This window comes from Paraburkholderia sacchari, from assembly GCF_000785435.2.
Classification (GTDB): domain Bacteria; phylum Pseudomonadota; class Gammaproteobacteria; order Burkholderiales; family Burkholderiaceae; genus Paraburkholderia; species Paraburkholderia sacchari.
The window spans coordinates 343,796-359,901 of sequence record NZ_JTDB02000001.1; the positions used below are offsets into that span (position 1 = coordinate 343,796).

The window sequence follows — 16,106 nt, forward strand, 5'->3', positions numbered from 1 at the left end:
AGCGCGCGTGAATCGGCAGCCAGCATGGCGCCGCTGGGAGCGGCGCCATGCGGCGCAAGGCTGGCGCTTGATTAGAACTTGTGGCGGATGCCCAGGCGCACGGCCACCTGGTTCTGCGAACCGCTGCCCGACGGCGCGAAGATGCTCGACGCCGAGTCGCCGATCTGTGCCTGCACCGGCGCGCCCTGGTAGGTGCCCGATGCGTCCTGGTAAGCGACGAGCGCGTACACGTCCGTGCGTTTGCTGAGCGCGTAGTCGGCCGACGCGTTGACCTGGTTCCAGTGCGCCGTGACGAGGCCCGACGAACGCGAGTAGGTGTAGCCCAGCGCGCCCGTGAAGGCCGGCGTGAAGGCGTACTTGCCGCCCGCTTCATAGGCGTTGTAGATCGTCGACGAACCGGCGACCGGCGCGAAGCGCGTGTTGGTCCACAGCAGCCACATCGTCGCCGCACCGGCCACATAGCGGCCGCCGAAGCCGAACGAACGCAGGTCGTGGATCACGCCCTTGGCGCCGCCCGTCGTGTTGACGTTGGCGAGCGTGGTCGAGAACGACGTGGGCGATGCCGCGGCCGGATAAGTGATGTCGGTGTACGCGCCGCCGAGGCTGAACGGACCATAGGCGTAGTTCGCGCCGAAGCTGTACGCGCGCGACGAAGCCGTGGTGGTGCCAGCCGGCGCGCCCGCGAACGAGGTCGTGTTCGAGAAGCCATAGAGGCCGCCGAACGTGAAGCCCGAGTAGTTCACGCTCTGGAACTTGACCGCGTTGCTGATGCGGCTCGACGTGAGCTGGTCGACGTCGTTGACGTGGTATGCCCAGTTGCCCGAAACCGTGTTGCCGCCGGTCGAATACTGCGAGCCGAGCACGTCCGTGCTGAACGAATACTGGCGGCCGAACGTGAGCGAGCCGACGTTGGTGTGCGTGAGGCCGACATACGCTTGACGGCCGAACAGAGAGTTGCCCTGGCCTGCCGTGCCGTTGCCGACGTTGAAGCCGTTTTCGAGCACGAAGATCGCCTTCAGGCCACCGCCCAGGTCTTCCGAGCCGCGCAGGCCCCAACGGCTGCCTTGTGCGACGCCGTCGCCGAACGTGTACGCGCTCGAGCTGCCTTTCGTCGCGTTCTGGACGTGGTTGATGTAGTTCACGCCCGCATCGATCAGGCCATACAGAGTCACGCTGCTTTGCGCATTGGCTGCCCCGGCAAACGTGGTGAGAATAGCGGCGGTCAGAATCTTGTTTTTCAACTGTTTCTCCGAATTAAGGAAAGTAAGTCCCCGGCTTCTGGAGAGCCGGTTATGCGACGCGCTGCAATGTAAGGGTCGGTAAAGAAACGAATGTGACAGTAAGGATATGCAGGACGAATGTCGCCTTCGTGTGGCACAAATGCGACAGGGGGCTTGCGAGTGGCAGCGGGCGGCCAAGAGCCGCGCCGAAATTGGCTCAGAGGGATCTGGGAGGGGACGGGCGCAGTGCCGGTTGCGGAGAAAACCGGGTTATAAAATTTTCTGCTTTGAATAATTCAGATTCGTATATGGATCGCCAATTTATATGAAATCCGAATTAATTGAGGCGGAATTGATCGCTTTGGCGCATAGGGCTCATGCCTGAGCATGAGCCCTATGCGCGTAACGCTTCGGTCAAAGCGACAGCAGCGACCCCGTGCGGATCGGCTTGTCGCCTGCAATGCGCGCGACCTCCATGCCGGCCGTTGCGAAGCGCGCGCTATGCCGTGCGTACATCACGCCGCTCACGCCCGCGTGCAGCGTGGTCAAGGTGTCGGTGAGCGGGTCCACGATGTCGGCAACCGGCGCGCCGGCTTCGATCCACGCGCCGCATTCGGCGCGAAACACGATCACGCCGCTCGCAGGCGCAACGATCGGCTCCGTGCCGGCGAGCGGCGTGGCCGGATACGCGAGCGGCGGCAGCGGGGCCGCCGGGCCGTCGATCAAGCCATAGCCGGTCAGATATTCGACGATGGCCTGCGCGTCGTGCTCGGCGAATTCGTGCGAGACGTCGCGCTGGCTGCGCAATTCCACGGTCACGGAAATCGAACTGTGGGGAATCGGAAAGCGTTGGCCGAAACGCTCGCGCAGTTCCGACCAGCAGAAGCTGTGAATCTCGTCGAACGGATTGCCGATCGAATTGAGCGCGAGCAGGGACGCCTTGGCGTCCAGATAGCGCGCGAGCGGCTCAACCTCGGGCCAGAGCTCGGGATTCGTGTAGATGTGCAGCGCGGCTTCCCAGTCGCAGTGCAGGTCGAGCACGATGTCGGCGTCGTAGGAGAGGCGTTGCAGCGCGAGGCGCTGCGATTCGATTTCGGTTTTCGGCGTTTGCGTCGCGAGCGCCTCGCCCATCGCGGTGCGAATGGCGTCGCGGTTCGCGGCGGCGTCGGGGCCGAGCCGCGACTCGATGCGCGGCAGCACGAGCGCCGTGAGATCGTAGAAGTTGCGGTTGAAGTTTTGCGCGGTATTCGACTCGAAACGGCCGATGAGATGGCCGAGCCAGTGCTGGTTCAAACCGATCGGGTTCGCTACCGGAACCACGACCACTTCGCCACGCAGCTTGCCCGCTGCCTCGAGCGCGGCCAGCTTGCGCCGCAGCGCCCAAGCCGTGAGCATGCCGGGCAACTCGTCGGCGTGCAGCGACGCTTGCACATACACCTTTTTGCCGCCGGGCTGGCCGTAGTGGAAGCTCGTGATCTGGCGCGCGGTGCCGAGGGCGGGCGCTATCAACGGATGGTGCTGAGTTTGCATGATGGGCTCGCGCGGCGCGTGAGGGCGCGCGGCGCGTTCAGAGTGAGGGTAGGGATGGCCCGCTGGCGGGCCGGTGCCCATGATCTTAGCCGATCTGGACAGCGGGCTGAAAGCTGGCGTTGGCGCGCGCCGGATGAGCCTGGTGACTCGCGTCAGGGCAGGCAAGCCAGAAAAACAAAAGCCCGGCGCTAAGGCCGGGCTTTCTTCCATCGTCGAGCCGGAGCGCGCTTTCACGCAACGCCGGCTTTCCCGCAGGACGCGCAGGGCTTAGCCGCCGTACACGTCGAAGTCGAAGTACTTCGCTTCGATCTTCTTGTACGTGCCGTCCTTGATCATGTCGGCGATGGCCTTGTCGATCTTCGCCTTCAGGTCGGCGTCTTCCTTGCGCAGGCCGATGGCGGCGGCGCCGGTCGGGATTTCCTTGCCGGCGAACTGGAAGCCCGCGCCGCGCGGCGTCTTCAGGAAGCCGAGGTCGGCTTGCACTTCATCCTGCAGCGCTGCGTCCAGACGGCCCGAGATCAGGTCGGCGTAGACCTGGTCCTGGTTCTGGTAAGGCGTCACGGTCACGCCCTTGGGCGCCCAGTTTTCCTTCGCATAGGTTTCCTGGATCGTGCCCTGCTCGACGCCCACCGTCTTGCCCTTGAGCGCTTCGGCCGTCGGCTGGAGCGACGTGCCCTTCTTGGCGACGAGGCGCGTCGGCGTGTTGAACAGCTTCGCCGAGAAAGCGATCTGCTCGGCGCGCTGCGGGGTGATCGTCATCGACGAGAGCACACCGTCGAACTTCTTCGCCTTCAGGCCCGGGATCATGCCGTCGAAGTCCTGCTCGACCCACACGCACTTCGCGTTCAGGCGCTTGCAGATTTCGTTGCCGAGGTCGATGTCGAAGCCGACGAGCTTGCCATCGGGTGCCTTCGATTCGAACGGCGCGTAGCTCGCGTCGACGCCGAAGCGCACGGTGGACCAATCCTTCGCGTGGGCGACGCCGGCCGAGACCGCGAGCAGGGCAACCGACAGGGTGGCAAGCAGTTTTTTCACTATGTGTACTCCTCGTATGGTTCAGGGCGCGCAGCGGGCGGTCGTGCCGTCGCCACGCATGGTTCCGGCGCGGCTCGCGCAGGAACTCTGCTTGGGCTCGCTGGCTTGGGAGCGAGCGGCGGCGCAAAGCTTACACGGTCAAAATTGCTGCGTGGCTAGTGTTATACCGGATGGCGGGATTCGAAGCGCGCTAACGGACGTTCGTGCACTGTGGCGGGAGGCGCAAACCCTTGTGGGACAAGGCGTTCGGGGCTTGGACCGGGCGCTGCGCGCGGCACCGGCGACGGCGATTGCGATGCACCGCCGCAACAGTCTGAAGAATGTGCGGCGGGGCATGCGGGTGCGTGTCGGCGTATGTAGGCGAGTTGAAAAAGAAACGAGGGTGTGGTGTTAGTTTGGGTGTAAGGCGCGTGTTATATGGACGCTTAAATTGGACCCTGCATCAGACCACGCGCGCACCCGCGCGGTACGTCGCGCGCGTGACGGTGGCTTCGCCGAGATTGAAGGCATTGCCGGTGCCGCCAATGCGCCCGCGCACCATCGCGAGCCCGGTCTGGGGCGCGCGCAGCCACTCGAAAGCCGGCATGGCTTCGCCGCCGAGCGCGCCAACGAGCGCCGTTTCGAGTTCGGCGCGCGGCGTGCGCGCGAGCACCGCCATCCAGGCGCGGCGCGCGTTGGGCGCCGCGGAGGGGGGGCGAAGATGCGTTCATCGGAGTTCCTGTGTCGTGAACGGAGGTGTACATTGAAGCATCTACTCATCTAAACGTCTAGACGTATATACGGACGACTAACGCGTGCGCGCAACGAAGAACGTTTTCATATTTCCATCACGCCGTGCGCACTACAATGCGCAAGCTACAGCCGATATTGAACCCCGGATGAATGACGGCACCATGACATCGAACGACGAGGCCCCGCACAGCACGCTCGAGCGCGGCGCAGGCGTGGCGGTGTGGCGGCAGATCGAGCAGATTCTCGCGGCTGAGATCGCGGCGAAAGGCTTTGGCGACGACGGCAGGCTGCCGAGCGAAGGCGAACTGGCACGGCGCTTCGACGTGAACCGCCACACGGTGCGGCGCGCGATGCTGGGGCTTGCCGCGCTCGGCCTCGTTAGCGTGGAGCAGGGGCGCGGCACCTTCGTGCAGCCCGGCGCGATCGATTACACCATCGGCAAGCGCACGCGCTTCACCGAGAACTTGCAGCGTCATCAGCATTCTGCGGTGGGCAAGCTGCTCGCTTCGTCGCGGGTGAAGGCCGATCCGGGCGTGGCGAAGGCGCTCGCCATGCGCGCCGGCGCGCACGTGTATCGGTTGGAAACGCTGCACGAATCGGAGGGCGTGCCGCTCACATATGCGCGCAGCTGGTATCCGGCCGCGCGCTTCGCCGATCTGCCCGCGGTCATGGCGCGCGTGGACAGCACCTCGAAGGCGCTCGCCGAATTCGGCGTGAGCGATTATCTGCGCAAGTGGAGCCGCATCGGCAGCGTGCTGCCCGAGCCCGAAGTGGCGCGGCGGCTGAATATCAACCGGCAGCAGCCGGTGCTGTGGGTGGAGAACGTCGACGTCGATCTCGACGGCGTGCCCATCAAGTACGGCATCACGCATTTCGCGGCGGACCGCGTGCAGTTGATGGTGGAGCACGACGTATGAGCGCGCCGCACGACGATTGGAGCGAGGCGACGCGCTTCGCGCTCTATTACGCACCGCCGCGCGCCTCGGCGTGGTGGCGGGCAGGCTGTGCCTGGCTAGGCCGCGACCCCGAAAGCGGCGAGACGCTTGCGCCGCCGCAACCGGTTGGGCTCGCGCAGCCGCTCGACGCGCTTACCGGTGCGCCGCGCCGTTACGGCTGGCACGGCACGCTCGTGCCGCCGTTCCGGCTTGCGGCGGGTGTGACGCCTCAGACGCTCGTGGCTGCCGCGCAGGCGTGGGCGGCGGGGCGCGCGCGCTTTGAAGTCGCGGTGGAGGCGGCCATGCTCGGGCGCTTCGTCGCGCTGCGAGCCGCCGACGAAAACGGCGCGCAGGCACTGCGCGAACTCGCCGCCGACGCCTTGCGCGCGCTGGGCCACCTGCGCGCCTCGCAGACCGCCGACGAACTCGCGAAGCGGCTCGACGCTCCGCTCACGCCGCGCCAGCGCGCCTATGTCGAAGATTGGGGGTATCCGTACGTGTTCGACGAGTTCCGCTTCCACATGACGCTTTCCGATTCGCTCGACGACGCAGCCGTGTGCGCCGCGCTCGCGCACGCCTGGAATGCCCTGATGCGCGATGTGGGCGCGCTGCCCGTGGAGGGCGTCGCACTCTACGTCGAGCCGCGCCCGGGAGAACCGTTCTCGTTGTGGCGCCGCGTGGATTTTCCCGCCGACGACTCGGTACACGTGCGGGTACGGGAGCACGCATGACAACTCGAACGACATCGCGCCTGATCTATGTGATGGGTCCTTCGGGCGCGGGCAAGGACTCGCTGCTCGGCTTTGCGCGGTCGCGGCTCGCGTCAGGTGGGGTGCTGTTCGCGCATCGCTACATCACGCGCGAAGTGGACGGCGGCGAGAACCACATCGCGCTCACCGACGCGGAATTCGAGGCGCGCTCGCGCCTTGGCCTGTTCGCGCTGCAATGGCGCAGCCATGCGCTACGGTATGGCATTGGCGTGGAGATCGACCAGTGGCTTGCGCTTGGCTGCACGGTGGTGCTGAACGGCTCGCGTGCGTACGTGAACGAGGCGCTGGCGCGCTATCCGCAGATGACGCTCGTGCATGTGAACGCCGCGCAGCACGTGCTGGCGGCGCGGCTTGCCTCGCGTGCACGGGAGACGCCGGAGCAGATCGCCGCGCGCCTTGCGCGGCGCGCGTCGTTCGAGGTGCCGGCGGGTGCATCGCTCACGCACATCGACAACTCGGGGCGGCTGGAGGATGCGGGGCTGGCTTTCGTCGAGGCGGTGCAGCGTGTAACAGCGAAGTAACAAAAGCCCCTCTCCCATAGGGAGAGGGGTTGGGGAGAGGGGGAGAGAGGGAGAGAGGAATCAGGTGCGCAACGCCACCATCTCCGAGACGCGCTGAGCGGCCTGTAGAAGCGGTTCGAGAAAGGCCTTGACCATCTGCTTGGCCGAGGTGCGCTGGGCATTCCCGCTGATATTCATGGCAGCGATCACGCGGCCTTGACGGTTGCGAATCGGCGCGGCGATCGAAATAAGTCCGCCCTCCAATTCCTGGTCGATGATGGACCAGCCCTGCTGGCGCACCTGCGCGATGATCTTCTTGAGCTCGTCCTTGTCGGTGACGGTGCGCGGCGTGTGCGCGTAGAGCGGCATCGCGCCGAGCGTGGCGTCGAGCGTCGGTTCGTCGAGCGCCGAGAGCAGCACGCGGCCCATGGACGTGCAGTAGGCGGGCAGGCGGCTGCCGATCGAGAGGTTGATCGTCATGATCTTGTGCGTGGGCACGCGCAGCACATAAACGATCTCGGTGCGGTCGAGCACGGCGGCCGAGCAGCTTTCGTGCACCTCGGCCGAGAGTTGCTCCATGACCGGTTCGGCCAGGTTCCAGAACGGCATCGACGTGAGATACGCGAAGCCGAGGTCGAGAATCTTGGGCGTGAGCCGGAACAGTCGTCCTTCGGCTTCCACATAGCCGAGCGTTTGCAGCGTGAGCAGGATGCGGCGCGCGCCGGCGCGCGTGAGGCCGGTGGCCGCGGCGACATCGGTGAGCGTCTGCTCGGGGCGCTCGGCATTGAACGCGCGAATCACGGAGAGCCCGCGCGCGAACGACTGCACGTAGGAGTCGCCCGGCTTTTCGTGGGACTCCGGCTGCTCGTCGGAAGGGGCGTGCGAAGCGCGGCTGGCGGGGTTCATGGCGTCGTGGCGTCGGATCAAGGGCTGGAGGCGGCGCGTAAGGAACCCATGACGATAGCGCAAGCGCATGGATTCGCCAACCGGTGCGCGGTGGACGGCGCTGGCCGAGACGGGAAATTCGGAGAGGTCGCAGGTTTTATTGGCTCAATATTTGATTTTCGACAATTTAATGATTTTATTTGGTATTGACATAAATATTAAATAGATGAAAGCGCCTTGAATAAGGTCGATCCTATTATCAGATTATTTTCCATTGGGCTAGTCGAATAGTGCTGTCGGATCCAGGCCGGGATCCTCTGATTTCCCTTTTTTCGACGCTCCGTCTTCTTCTGCGTTTTCACCTTGCCGGAAATTTGTCGTGCGCGGGAAGCCCGCTGTTCGGGGCTGAGCACGTGCATGAAGGGTAGGTGAAAGTTAATTGCGTCGTACTGTCGCGCTTGTACGGACTAGCTTTGTCGCGATCAGAAAACCTTGGCTTGGATCAAATTTTCGGATAACGCATTTCCGTAGAATTTCGCCAAACACGTAGGGGTGTATTTTGCGCCGGCATTTTTGCGATGCAAATACATGAAAGCGTCCAGGTAGTTAAACGAAAACGCAGGCAAACATGAAGAGAAAAGCCTTCAAAAGGTGGTTAATCCCCCTCGGCAGCGGGCTGCTCGCCTCCCTCGCGGGGTGCAGCGAACTGACCGTGCTCGATCCCAAGGGTAGCATCGGCGTAGCCGAAAAGCACCTCATCGCCACCGCCACATGGGCCATGCTGCTCGTGGTGGTGCCGGTGATCCTGCTCACGCTCTTTTTTGCCTGGCGCTACCGCGCATCCAACCGCAACGCCACCTACGCCCCCAAATGGGCGCATTCCACCGCGATTGAAGTAGTCGTCTGGAGCATTCCGGCCGTCATCATCCTGTTCCTCGCAATCCTCACCTGGAAGACCTCTCACGAGCTCGACCCGTACAAGCCGATCGAATCGAACGTCAAGCCCATCAATGTCGAGGTCGTCGCGCTCGACTGGAAGTGGCTCTTCATCTACCCGGACCTCGGCATCGCCACGGTGAACCAGCTGGCCGTGCCGGTGGGCACGCCGGTCAATTTCCGCATTACGTCGGATTCGGTGATGAACTCGTTCTTCATCCCGCAACTGGGCACCCAGGTCTACGCAATGGCGGGCATGCAAACGCGCCTGCACCTGATTGCCGATCATGCCGGCGACTATGCGGGCATCTCGGCTAACTACAGCGGCAAGGGCTTTTCGGACATGAAGTTCCGCACGCTCGCCACGAGCCAGCAGGACTTCGACACCTGGGTCCAGAAGGTGAAGGCGTCGCAAACCTCGCTGTCGATGGACCAGTACGCGAGGGTTTCGGAGCCCAGCGAGAAGGCGCCGGTCGAATACTTCTCGACGGTCGATCCGAAGCTCTTCAACAACATCATCGGGAAGTACAACAACGGCCACGTCACGGATTTCACCGATCCGTCGTGCGTGACCAAGGGGTAAGCGGCATGTTCGGCAAACTTACATTAGAGGCAGTTCCGTTCGATCAGCCGATCATCATGGGCGCCGCGGCATTCATGGCGCTGATCGTGATCGGCGTGCTCGGTCTCGTGACTGTGAGCGGCAAGTGGAAGTACATCTGGAGCGAGTGGATCACGAGCGTGGACCACAAGCGCATTGGCGTCATGTACATGATCGTGGCCGTGCTCATGCTCGTACGCGGCTTCGCGGACGCCGTCATGATGCGCATCCAGCAGGCCATCGCGCTCGACGCGCCGGGCTACCTGCCGCCGCATCACTACGACCAGATATTCTCGGCGCACGGCGTCATCATGATCTTCTTCATGGCGATGGCGCTCATGGTCGGCCTGTTCAACCTCGTCGTGCCGCTGCAGATCGGCGCGCGCGACGTGGCGTTCCCGTTCCTGAACTCGCTGTCGTTCTGGATGACGGCCATCAGCGCGATTCTCATCAACGTTTCGCTCGTGATCGGCGAGTTCGCGCAGGTGGGCTGGCTCGCCTATCCTCCGCTGTCCGAGTTGCAGTTCAGTCCAGGCGTCGGGGTCGACTACTACATCTGGGCCGTGCAGCTATCGGGCGTGGGCACGCTCATTACCGGCATCAACTTCTTCGTGACCATCATCAAGATGCGCGCGCCGGGCATGAGCCTCATGAAGATGCCGGTGTTCACGTGGACGGCGCTGTGCTCGAACGTGCTCATCATGGCCACCTTCCCGATCCTCACGATCGCCGTTGCGCTGCTGGGCTTCGACCGCTACCTCGGCATGCACTTCTTCACGAACGACGGCGGCGGCAACATGATGCTGTACCTGAACCTGATCTGGGCGTGGGGCCACCCCGAGGTGTACATCCTCGTGCTGCCCGCGTTCGGCATCTATTCGGAAGTCATGGCCACGTTCTGCAAGAAGCCGCTGTTCGGCTACAAAACGATGGTTTATGCGTCGTGCGCCATCATGATTCTCGCGTTCCTCGTGTGGGCGCACCACTTCTTCACGATGGGCTCGGGTGCCAACGTCAACGCGTTCTTCGGCATTGCCACCATGGTCATCGCGATCCCCACGGGCGTGAAGATCTTCAACTGGCTGTTCACCATGTATCGCGGGCGTGTGCACTTCACCGCGCCGGTGCTCTGGACGATCGGCTTCATGGTCACGTTTTCGATCGGCGGCATGACCGGCGTGATGATGGCCATTCCGGGCGCGGACTTCGTGCTGCACAACTCGCTCTTCCTGATTGCGCACTTCCATAACGCCATCATTGGCGGCGTGGTGTTCGGCTACCTCGCGGGCCTGCATTACTGGTTCCCGAAGGTGTTCGGCATCAAGCCCAGTGAAAAGCTCGGCAAGGCGTCGTTCTGGTGCTGGTTCGTGGGCTTCTACGTGGCGTTCGTGCCGATCTACGTGCTCGGCTTCATGGGCGCAACCCGCCGCCTGAACCACTACGACAACCCCGCATGGCAGCCGTATTTCATCGTGGCCGCCATCGGCGTGGCCATCATCGCGGTTGGCGTGGTGTTCCAGGTGCTGCAGTGGGTGATGGCGTTCGTGAACCGCAACAAGGCGGAGTGCCACGACGTCACAGGCGATCCGTGGGACGGCCGCACTCTCGAATGGGCGACTTCGTCGCCGCCGCCGGTCTATAACTTCGCGCTCATTCCGCAGGTGCAGGAGCTCGACGCCTTCACCCACATGAAGGAAACGGGCCGTGGCATGGGCCTCGCCGCGAAGTACAAGGACATTCACATGCCGTCGAATACTTCGGCTGGCTTCTTCATTGGCGTGTTCAGTCTGTTGCTGGGTTTCGCGGGCGTCTGGCATATCACGTGGCTTGGCGTACTCGCCTTCGTCGCCATCGTCGTTATCGTTGCCGCACGCAGTTTTAGCGACGACGACGGCTACTACATTCCGGCCGCGAAGGTTCGCGAGATCGAAGAGACGCGCCATCGCGCGGCGGTTGCCGCCGAGCGCGAACTGGTCGCTGTGGAGGCTTAACTGATGTTACAAAAAACCAATCCGGCAACGCTTGCCGATTTCGATCACGACGATCACCCGCCGTCGCATTCCGTGTTCGGGTTCTGGGTCTACCTGATGACCGACTGCGTCCTGTTCGCGGCGCTGTTCGCGACGTTCGGCGTGCTCGGGCATCAGTTCGCGGGCGGCCCAACCGGCAAGGACCTGTTCAACATCAGCGACGTTGCAGTCGAAACCGCGGTGCTGCTGGTTTCCAGCATCACCTACGGCTTCGCCATGCTCGCCGCGCAGCAGCGCAAGAGCGGCGCGGTCGTCGGCTGGCTGGCCGTGACCTTCGTTCTGGGAGCGCTGTTCCTCGTGCTGGAGTTGCGCGAGTTCTCGCACCTGGTTGCCGAGGGCGCGGGCCCGCAGCGCAGTGCGTTCCTCTCGTCGTTCTTCGTGCTGGTCGGCACGCACGGCCTGCACGTTTTCTTCGGCCTCGTCTGGATGGCGGTGCTGATGATGCAGGTTATCCGCCGCCCGGAGCTGGACGAGCGGGAAGTGCGCCGCCTCACATGCCTGAGCCTTTTCTGGCACTTCCTCGACGTGGTGTGGATCTGCGTGTTTACCTTTGTCTACCTCGGGAGCGTGATTTAAATGGCGCATTCTCATAGCGAAGCCCATGGCAGCCTCGGCAGCTATGTTGCGGGCTTTATTCTCGCGGTGCTGTTGACCGCCGGCGCGTTCGGCATCGTCATGCACGGCACGATGGCGCCGAACACCATGATGGTCGTGCTCGCCGTGCTTGCCTTCGTACAGGTGGTCGTGCACCTCGTGTTCTTCCTGCATCTGAACACGTCGTCGGGGCAGGGCTGGAACGTGCTCTCGCTCGCCTATACTGTGCTGGCCGCTGCGTTCTTGATCTTCGGCACGATCTGGGTCATGCACAACGTCGGTATGAACATGATGTCACGGTAATTCACGGGTTCTGCCCGGCGCCTCAGAAAGCAATTCGGGGCGCTTCCTCCGCAGGCCGACGGCCGCACAGACATAAGTTCTGTGTGGCCGTTTTCATTTCATCTGATGGAATTTGCTTCGCGGACCAGGAGAGATGCCGGCTTGACACCCGCGCGACGCGACGCCTATCATGGACGCCAATTGTTCGATTGCCGATCATGAGTTCGTGTAACGAACAAATTGCATCTGAACCTGGAGACTCTCATGACGGAAGCATTCATTTGCGACGCGATACGCACGCCGATCGGCCGCTACGCGGGCGCCCTTGCGCAGGTTCGCGCCGACGACCTCGGCGCGGTGCCGCTCAAGGCGCTCATGGAGCGCAACAAAGAGGTGGACTGGGCGGTAATCGACGACGTGATTTACGGCTGCGCGAACCAGGCGGGCGAAGATAATCGTAACGTCGCGCGCATGTCGTCGCTGCTGGCGGGCCTGCCGCAGGCAGTGCCGGGTTCGACGGTGAACCGGCTGTGCGGCTCGGGTATGGATGCCATCGGCATTGCCGCACGCGCGCTCAAGTCCGGCGAGACGGGGCTGATGATCGCGGGCGGCGTGGAGAGCATGAGCCGCGCGCCGTTCGTGATGGGCAAGGCGGCAAGCGCCTTCGCCCGCGACGCCGCCATCTACGACACGACCATCGGCTGGCGCTTCGTCAATAAGCTGATGAAGCAGCAGTACGGGGTGGACTCGATGCCCGAGACCGCCGAGAACGTTGCCGTCGATTACGGCGTGAGCCGCGCCGATCAGGACGCGTTCGCGCTGCGCAGCCAGCAGAAGGCCGCGCGTGCGCAGGCAGACGGTACGCTCGCACAGGAAATCGTTGCGGTGACAATCGCGCAGAAGAAGGGCGATCCGCTCGTGGTGTCGCGCGACGAGCATCCGCGCGAGACGAGTCTCGAAACGCTGGCGAAGCTCAAGGGCGTCGTGAGCGCGGATGGCTCGGTCACCGCGGGCAATGCGTCGGGCGTGAACGACGGCGCGTGCGCGCTGCTGCTCGCAAACGAGGCCAATGCGAAGCGCTTCGGTCTGACGCCGCGTGCGCGAGTGCTCGGCATCGCGACCGCGGGCGTTGCACCGCGCGTGATGGGCATCGGTCCGGCGCCCGCCACGCAGAAGCTGCTCGCGAATCTGAACATGACCATCGACCAGTTCGACGTGATCGAGCTCAACGAAGCGTTCGCTTCGCAAGGGCTGGCCGTGCTGCGCATGCTCGGCGTGGCCGATGACGATCCCCGCGTCAACCCGAACGGCGGCGCCATCGCGCTGGGTCATCCGCTGGGCATGAGCGGCGCGCGTCTCGTGACCACGGCGATGTACCAGTTGCATCGCACGCAGGGGCGCTATGCGCTGTGCACGATGTGCATCGGCGTAGGCCAGGGCATTGCCATCGCCATCGAGCGTGTTTGATCCACGTTTGATTCGAGTTTGATGCCGTTCAGGTGGCCGAAACAAGCTTGAGCTGCCGGTTCACCAGAGTGTCACTAAAGCCGCGAATTTTCGGATTCGCGGCTTTTTTCATTCAGCGCGCTAATACGGTGTTTCAAGATTCGTAAAAATCATCAGTATTGTTCCGTATTCGATGCCGATCAATTGAGCGTTGGTTTTTTTTTATACGTTTCGCTTAATCTGATGTGGCTCGCGGCCATCTACTAGTCGCTTTTTGATCGGTACGCGTAGAATCCTGACGCTTCGGCGCAAGCCGTTGCAGCAAAAATACCCCCCGATTTTTGAGGAGAATACGGATGATGAAGGCAACAGCGTTGGCGGCAGTGGTACTTGGTATGGCGTTCGCGCAAGCGGCATCGGCGCAAACGGAGCAGCCGGCGTCAGCGCCCCAGGCTCAGTCGGCGCTCGCTAGCGCGACGCAAGCTATCGTCGCGAACGAACCGCCGGTCCACGTGAAGGTGCAGATCGTCGGCATCGACCGCGCCTCGCGCGTGATCACGGTGCGCGGTCCGCGCGGCAACGAAGTCCAGATCGGGCTTAGCCAGCAAGTCGCCAACTTCGACAAGCTCAACGTGGGTGACACCGTCGACGTGCTTTACAAGAACGCGCTGCTCGTGACGGCCGAAAAAGTGACGGGCAAGGACAAGGGCATTCGCAAGCGTGTCGACACGAACGTCTATCTCCCGGCTTCGTCGGGCTACGACGCGGCGCGCCAGGTCGAAGTCCAGGCCACCGTGCAGCACATCAACGCGAAGAAGCGCGAAGTGACGCTGCGCGGCGCATATCAGACGGTCACGCTCGACGCTACGCCCGACGTCGATCTGAAGAAATTGAAGGTTGGCGACACCATCCACGCCGTGTTCGTCTCCGCTTATGCAACGCAGGTTACGCCGGTTGGCGCAACGGACTGATTAGCGAAGCAGGCAGTGCCCGGGCCGCGCGGCCCGGCCGCATCAGCAGGAACAAACCGGAACAAACCGGAACGCCGGCATATCGCGAATCCATCGCAATATGCCGGCGTTCCGGTTTTTGGCGGGCGCTTTCACGGCGCCCGTTTTTCGTCGTGCTGAGTTTCTGGCGACGGCTTACATGCCTGCCATGCACATGTACTTGACGACGACGTAGTCATCCACGCCATAGTGCGAGCCTTCGCGGCCGAGGCCCGATTGCTTCACGCCGCCGAACGGTGCAACTTCGTTCGAGATCAGGCCGGTGTTGATGCCCACCATGCCGTATTCGAGCGCTTCAGCCACACGCCACACGCGGCCGATGTCGCGGCTGTAGAAGTACGCTGCGAGGCCGAACTCGGTGTCGTTGGCCATCCTGATCACTTCTTCGTCCGACGAGAAGCGGAACAGCGGCGCGAGCGGGCCGAACGTTTCGTCGCGGGCGACCTTCATCGCGGGCGTGACGTTGGTGATCACGGTGGGTTCGAAGAAGCCATGGCCGAGCGCGTGGCGCTTGCCGCCCGTGAGCACTTGCGCGCCCTTTGCGAGCGCGTCTTCGATATGCGATTCCACCTTCAGCACAGCCGCTTCGTTGATGAGCGGACCTTGCGTGACGCCGGCTTCAGTGCCGAGGCCGACCTTGAGCTTTTCCACCGCATCGCGCAGCTTCGCCGCGAACGTGTCGTACACGGCGTCGTGTACGTAGAAGCGGTTCGTGCACACGCAGGTCTGGCCGCTGTTGCGGTATTTCGAGATGATGGCGCCGGCCACTGCCGCGTCGATATCGGCGTCTTCGAAGACGATGAACGGCGCGTTGCCGCCCAGTTCGAGCGAGACCTTCTTGACCGTCGCCGCGCATTGGCCCATCAGCAGGCGGCCGACCGGCGTCGAGCCCGTGAACGAGAGCTTGCGCACGGTGGGGTTGCTCGTGAGTTCGCCGCCGATGGCCTTCGGGTCGCCGGTGACGACGCTGAAGATGCCGGCGGGCACGCCCGCGCGCTCGGCCAGCACGGCCAGCGCGAGCGCCGAGAGCGGCGTGGCTTCGGCGGGCTTGAGCACGATCGGGCAGCCGGCCGCGAGCGCGGGACCGACCTTGCGCGTGATCATCGCGGCGGGGAAGTTCCACGGCGTAATCGCGGCGCACACGCCCACGGGTTCCTTGGTCACGACGATGCGCTTGTCGCTCGCGACGGTCGGAATCGTGTCGCCGTAAATGCGCTTGCCTTCTTCGGCGAACCATTCGAGGAACGACGCGGCGTAGCCGATTTCACCCTTCGCCTCGGCGAGCGGCTTGCCTTGCTCGGTGGTGAGGATAAGCGCGAGGTCGTCGGCGTTCGCCATCATCAGGTCGTGCCACTTGCGCAGGATGACGCTGCGCTCCTTCGCGGTCTTGGCGCGCCATGCGGGCCATGCGGCGTTCGCGGCCGAAATCGCGCGGCGCGTTTCGGCGGCGCCCATGCGCGGCACCGTGCCGATCAGCGCGCCCGTGGCGGGGTTGGTCACGTCGAGCGTGGCGCCGTCTTCAGCGCCTTGCCATTCGCCGTTGATATAGGCCTTGCTTTGCAGCAGCGATGCGTCTTTCAGGTTCATGCCCGAGCTCCCG

Annotated in this window: 14 protein-coding genes and 1 pseudogene; 9 read left to right on the plus strand and 6 right to left on the minus strand. The window is 63.5% G+C overall.

Translation table 11 applies throughout. The annotated features are described in order from the left end of the window. Window positions 1-71: 71 nt before the first annotated feature. The 4 genes and pseudogenes from NH14_RS01535 to NH14_RS01550 all read right to left on the minus strand — a co-directional run. The gene (locus NH14_RS01535) at window positions 72-1,241 is read right to left on the minus strand and encodes a porin (protein WP_035527938.1); all 1,170 of its coding nucleotides are present in this window, start codon (window positions 1,239-1,241) and stop codon (window positions 72-74) included. Window positions 1,242-1,634: 393 nt separating this feature from the next. Further along, complete coding sequence (locus tag NH14_RS01540) at window positions 1,635-2,750, minus strand: succinylglutamate desuccinylase/aspartoacylase family protein (protein ID WP_035527936.1); 1,116 nt, start codon at window positions 2,748-2,750, stop codon at window positions 1,635-1,637. A 267-nt stretch (window positions 2,751-3,017) separates the two neighbouring features. Next, the gene (locus NH14_RS01545; RefSeq protein WP_035527931.1) at window positions 3,018-3,785 is read right to left on the minus strand and encodes an ABC transporter substrate-binding protein; all 768 of its coding nucleotides are present in this window, start codon (window positions 3,783-3,785) and stop codon (window positions 3,018-3,020) included. Between the two features lie 463 nt (window positions 3,786-4,248). Beyond that, window positions 4,249-4,443 (minus strand): annotated as a pseudogene (locus NH14_RS01550) (phosphonate C-P lyase system protein PhnG); the annotation flags it as partial. 235 nt (window positions 4,444-4,678) lie between these two features. Between NH14_RS01550 and phnF the strand changes: the two are divergent. Genes phnF through phnN form a run of 3 tightly spaced genes read left to right on the plus strand, consistent with a single transcriptional unit; the run spans window position 4,679 to window position 6,743 of the window. Then, window positions 4,679-5,434, plus strand: coding sequence for a phosphonate metabolism transcriptional regulator PhnF (phnF, locus tag NH14_RS01555; RefSeq protein ID WP_035528274.1), 756 nt, complete (start codon window positions 4,679-4,681; stop codon window positions 5,432-5,434). Beyond that, window positions 5,431-6,183 (plus strand): DUF1045 domain-containing protein, encoded by a 753-nt coding sequence (locus NH14_RS01560; RefSeq protein WP_035527928.1) that lies wholly within the window; start codon window positions 5,431-5,433, stop codon window positions 6,181-6,183. The genes phnF and NH14_RS01560 overlap by 4 nt, the downstream gene beginning before the upstream one ends. Next, window positions 6,180-6,743, plus strand: coding sequence for a phosphonate metabolism protein/1,5-bisphosphokinase (PRPP-forming) PhnN (gene phnN / locus NH14_RS01565; RefSeq protein WP_035527925.1), 564 nt, complete (start codon window positions 6,180-6,182; stop codon window positions 6,741-6,743). The genes NH14_RS01560 and phnN overlap by 4 nt, the downstream gene beginning before the upstream one ends. 60 nt (window positions 6,744-6,803) lie before the next feature. Here the strand turns inward: phnN and NH14_RS01570 are convergent, their stop codons facing one another. Then, window positions 6,804-7,628, minus strand: a complete 825-nt coding sequence (locus tag NH14_RS01570) for an IclR family transcriptional regulator (protein ID WP_035528273.1) — start codon at window positions 7,626-7,628, stop codon at window positions 6,804-6,806. A 607-nt stretch (window positions 7,629-8,235) separates the two neighbouring features. Here NH14_RS01570 and cyoA point away from each other — a divergent pair. The 6 genes from cyoA (at window position 8,236) to NH14_RS01600 (ending at window position 14,467) form a co-directional block, all read left to right on the plus strand. Beyond that, the gene (cyoA, locus tag NH14_RS01575; RefSeq protein WP_035527923.1) at window positions 8,236-9,126 is read left to right on the plus strand and encodes a ubiquinol oxidase subunit II; all 891 of its coding nucleotides are present in this window, start codon (window positions 8,236-8,238) and stop codon (window positions 9,124-9,126) included. Between the two features lie 5 nt (window positions 9,127-9,131). After that, window positions 9,132-11,135: a cytochrome o ubiquinol oxidase subunit I gene (gene cyoB, locus NH14_RS01580; RefSeq protein ID WP_035527921.1), complete on the plus strand. Its 2,004-nt coding sequence runs from the start codon at window positions 9,132-9,134 to the stop codon at window positions 11,133-11,135. Window positions 11,136-11,138: 3 nt separating this feature from the next. Beyond that, on the plus strand, window positions 11,139-11,750 hold the full coding sequence (gene cyoC, locus NH14_RS01585; protein WP_035527919.1) for a cytochrome o ubiquinol oxidase subunit III: 612 nt from the start codon (window positions 11,139-11,141) through the stop codon (window positions 11,748-11,750). Next, a complete protein-coding gene (gene cyoD / locus NH14_RS01590; RefSeq protein WP_035527916.1) occupies window positions 11,751-12,071 on the plus strand; it encodes a cytochrome o ubiquinol oxidase subunit IV in 321 nt (106 codons plus the stop codon). 243 nt (window positions 12,072-12,314) lie between these two features. Further along, the gene (pcaF, locus tag NH14_RS01595) at window positions 12,315-13,517 is read left to right on the plus strand and encodes a 3-oxoadipyl-CoA thiolase (protein ID WP_035527914.1); all 1,203 of its coding nucleotides are present in this window, start codon (window positions 12,315-12,317) and stop codon (window positions 13,515-13,517) included. Between the two features lie 338 nt (window positions 13,518-13,855). Beyond that, window positions 13,856-14,467, plus strand: a complete 612-nt coding sequence (locus tag NH14_RS01600; protein ID WP_084225551.1) for a hypothetical protein — start codon at window positions 13,856-13,858, stop codon at window positions 14,465-14,467. A gap of 174 nt (window positions 14,468-14,641) precedes the next feature. Here NH14_RS01600 and gabD read toward each other — a convergent pair whose 3' ends face one another. After that, the gene (gene gabD / locus NH14_RS01605) at window positions 14,642-16,093 is read right to left on the minus strand and encodes an NADP-dependent succinate-semialdehyde dehydrogenase (protein ID WP_035527909.1); all 1,452 of its coding nucleotides are present in this window, start codon (window positions 16,091-16,093) and stop codon (window positions 14,642-14,644) included. Window positions 16,094-16,106 lie beyond the last annotated feature (13 nt).

Bases quoted from the DNA above. Each gene is read 5' to 3' on its own strand.
- pcaF (WP_035527914.1), top strand. From the start codon at position 12,315: ATGACGGAAGCATTCATTTGCGACGCGATACGCACGCCGATCGGCCGC.
- phnF (WP_035528274.1), top strand. From the start codon at position 4,679: ATGACATCGAACGACGAGGCCCCGCACAGCACGCTCGAGCGCGGCGCA.
- gabD (WP_035527909.1), bottom strand. From the start codon at position 16,093: ATGAACCTGAAAGACGCATCGCTGCTGCAAAGCAAGGCCTATATCAAC.
- NH14_RS01540 (WP_035527936.1), bottom strand. From the start codon at position 2,750: ATGCAAACTCAGCACCATCCGTTGATAGCGCCCGCCCTCGGCACCGCG.
- NH14_RS01570 (WP_035528273.1), bottom strand. From the start codon at position 7,628: ATGAACCCCGCCAGCCGCGCTTCGCACGCCCCTTCCGACGAGCAGCCG.
- cyoD (WP_035527916.1), top strand. From the start codon at position 11,751: ATGGCGCATTCTCATAGCGAAGCCCATGGCAGCCTCGGCAGCTATGTT.
- cyoC (WP_035527919.1), top strand. From the start codon at position 11,139: ATGTTACAAAAAACCAATCCGGCAACGCTTGCCGATTTCGATCACGAC.
- phnN (WP_035527925.1), top strand. From the start codon at position 6,180: ATGACAACTCGAACGACATCGCGCCTGATCTATGTGATGGGTCCTTCG.
- cyoA (WP_035527923.1), top strand. From the start codon at position 8,236: ATGAAGAGAAAAGCCTTCAAAAGGTGGTTAATCCCCCTCGGCAGCGGG.
- NH14_RS01600 (WP_084225551.1), top strand. From the start codon at position 13,856: ATGAAGGCAACAGCGTTGGCGGCAGTGGTACTTGGTATGGCGTTCGCG.
- NH14_RS01560 (WP_035527928.1), top strand. From the start codon at position 5,431: ATGAGCGCGCCGCACGACGATTGGAGCGAGGCGACGCGCTTCGCGCTC.
- cyoB (WP_035527921.1), top strand. From the start codon at position 9,132: ATGTTCGGCAAACTTACATTAGAGGCAGTTCCGTTCGATCAGCCGATC.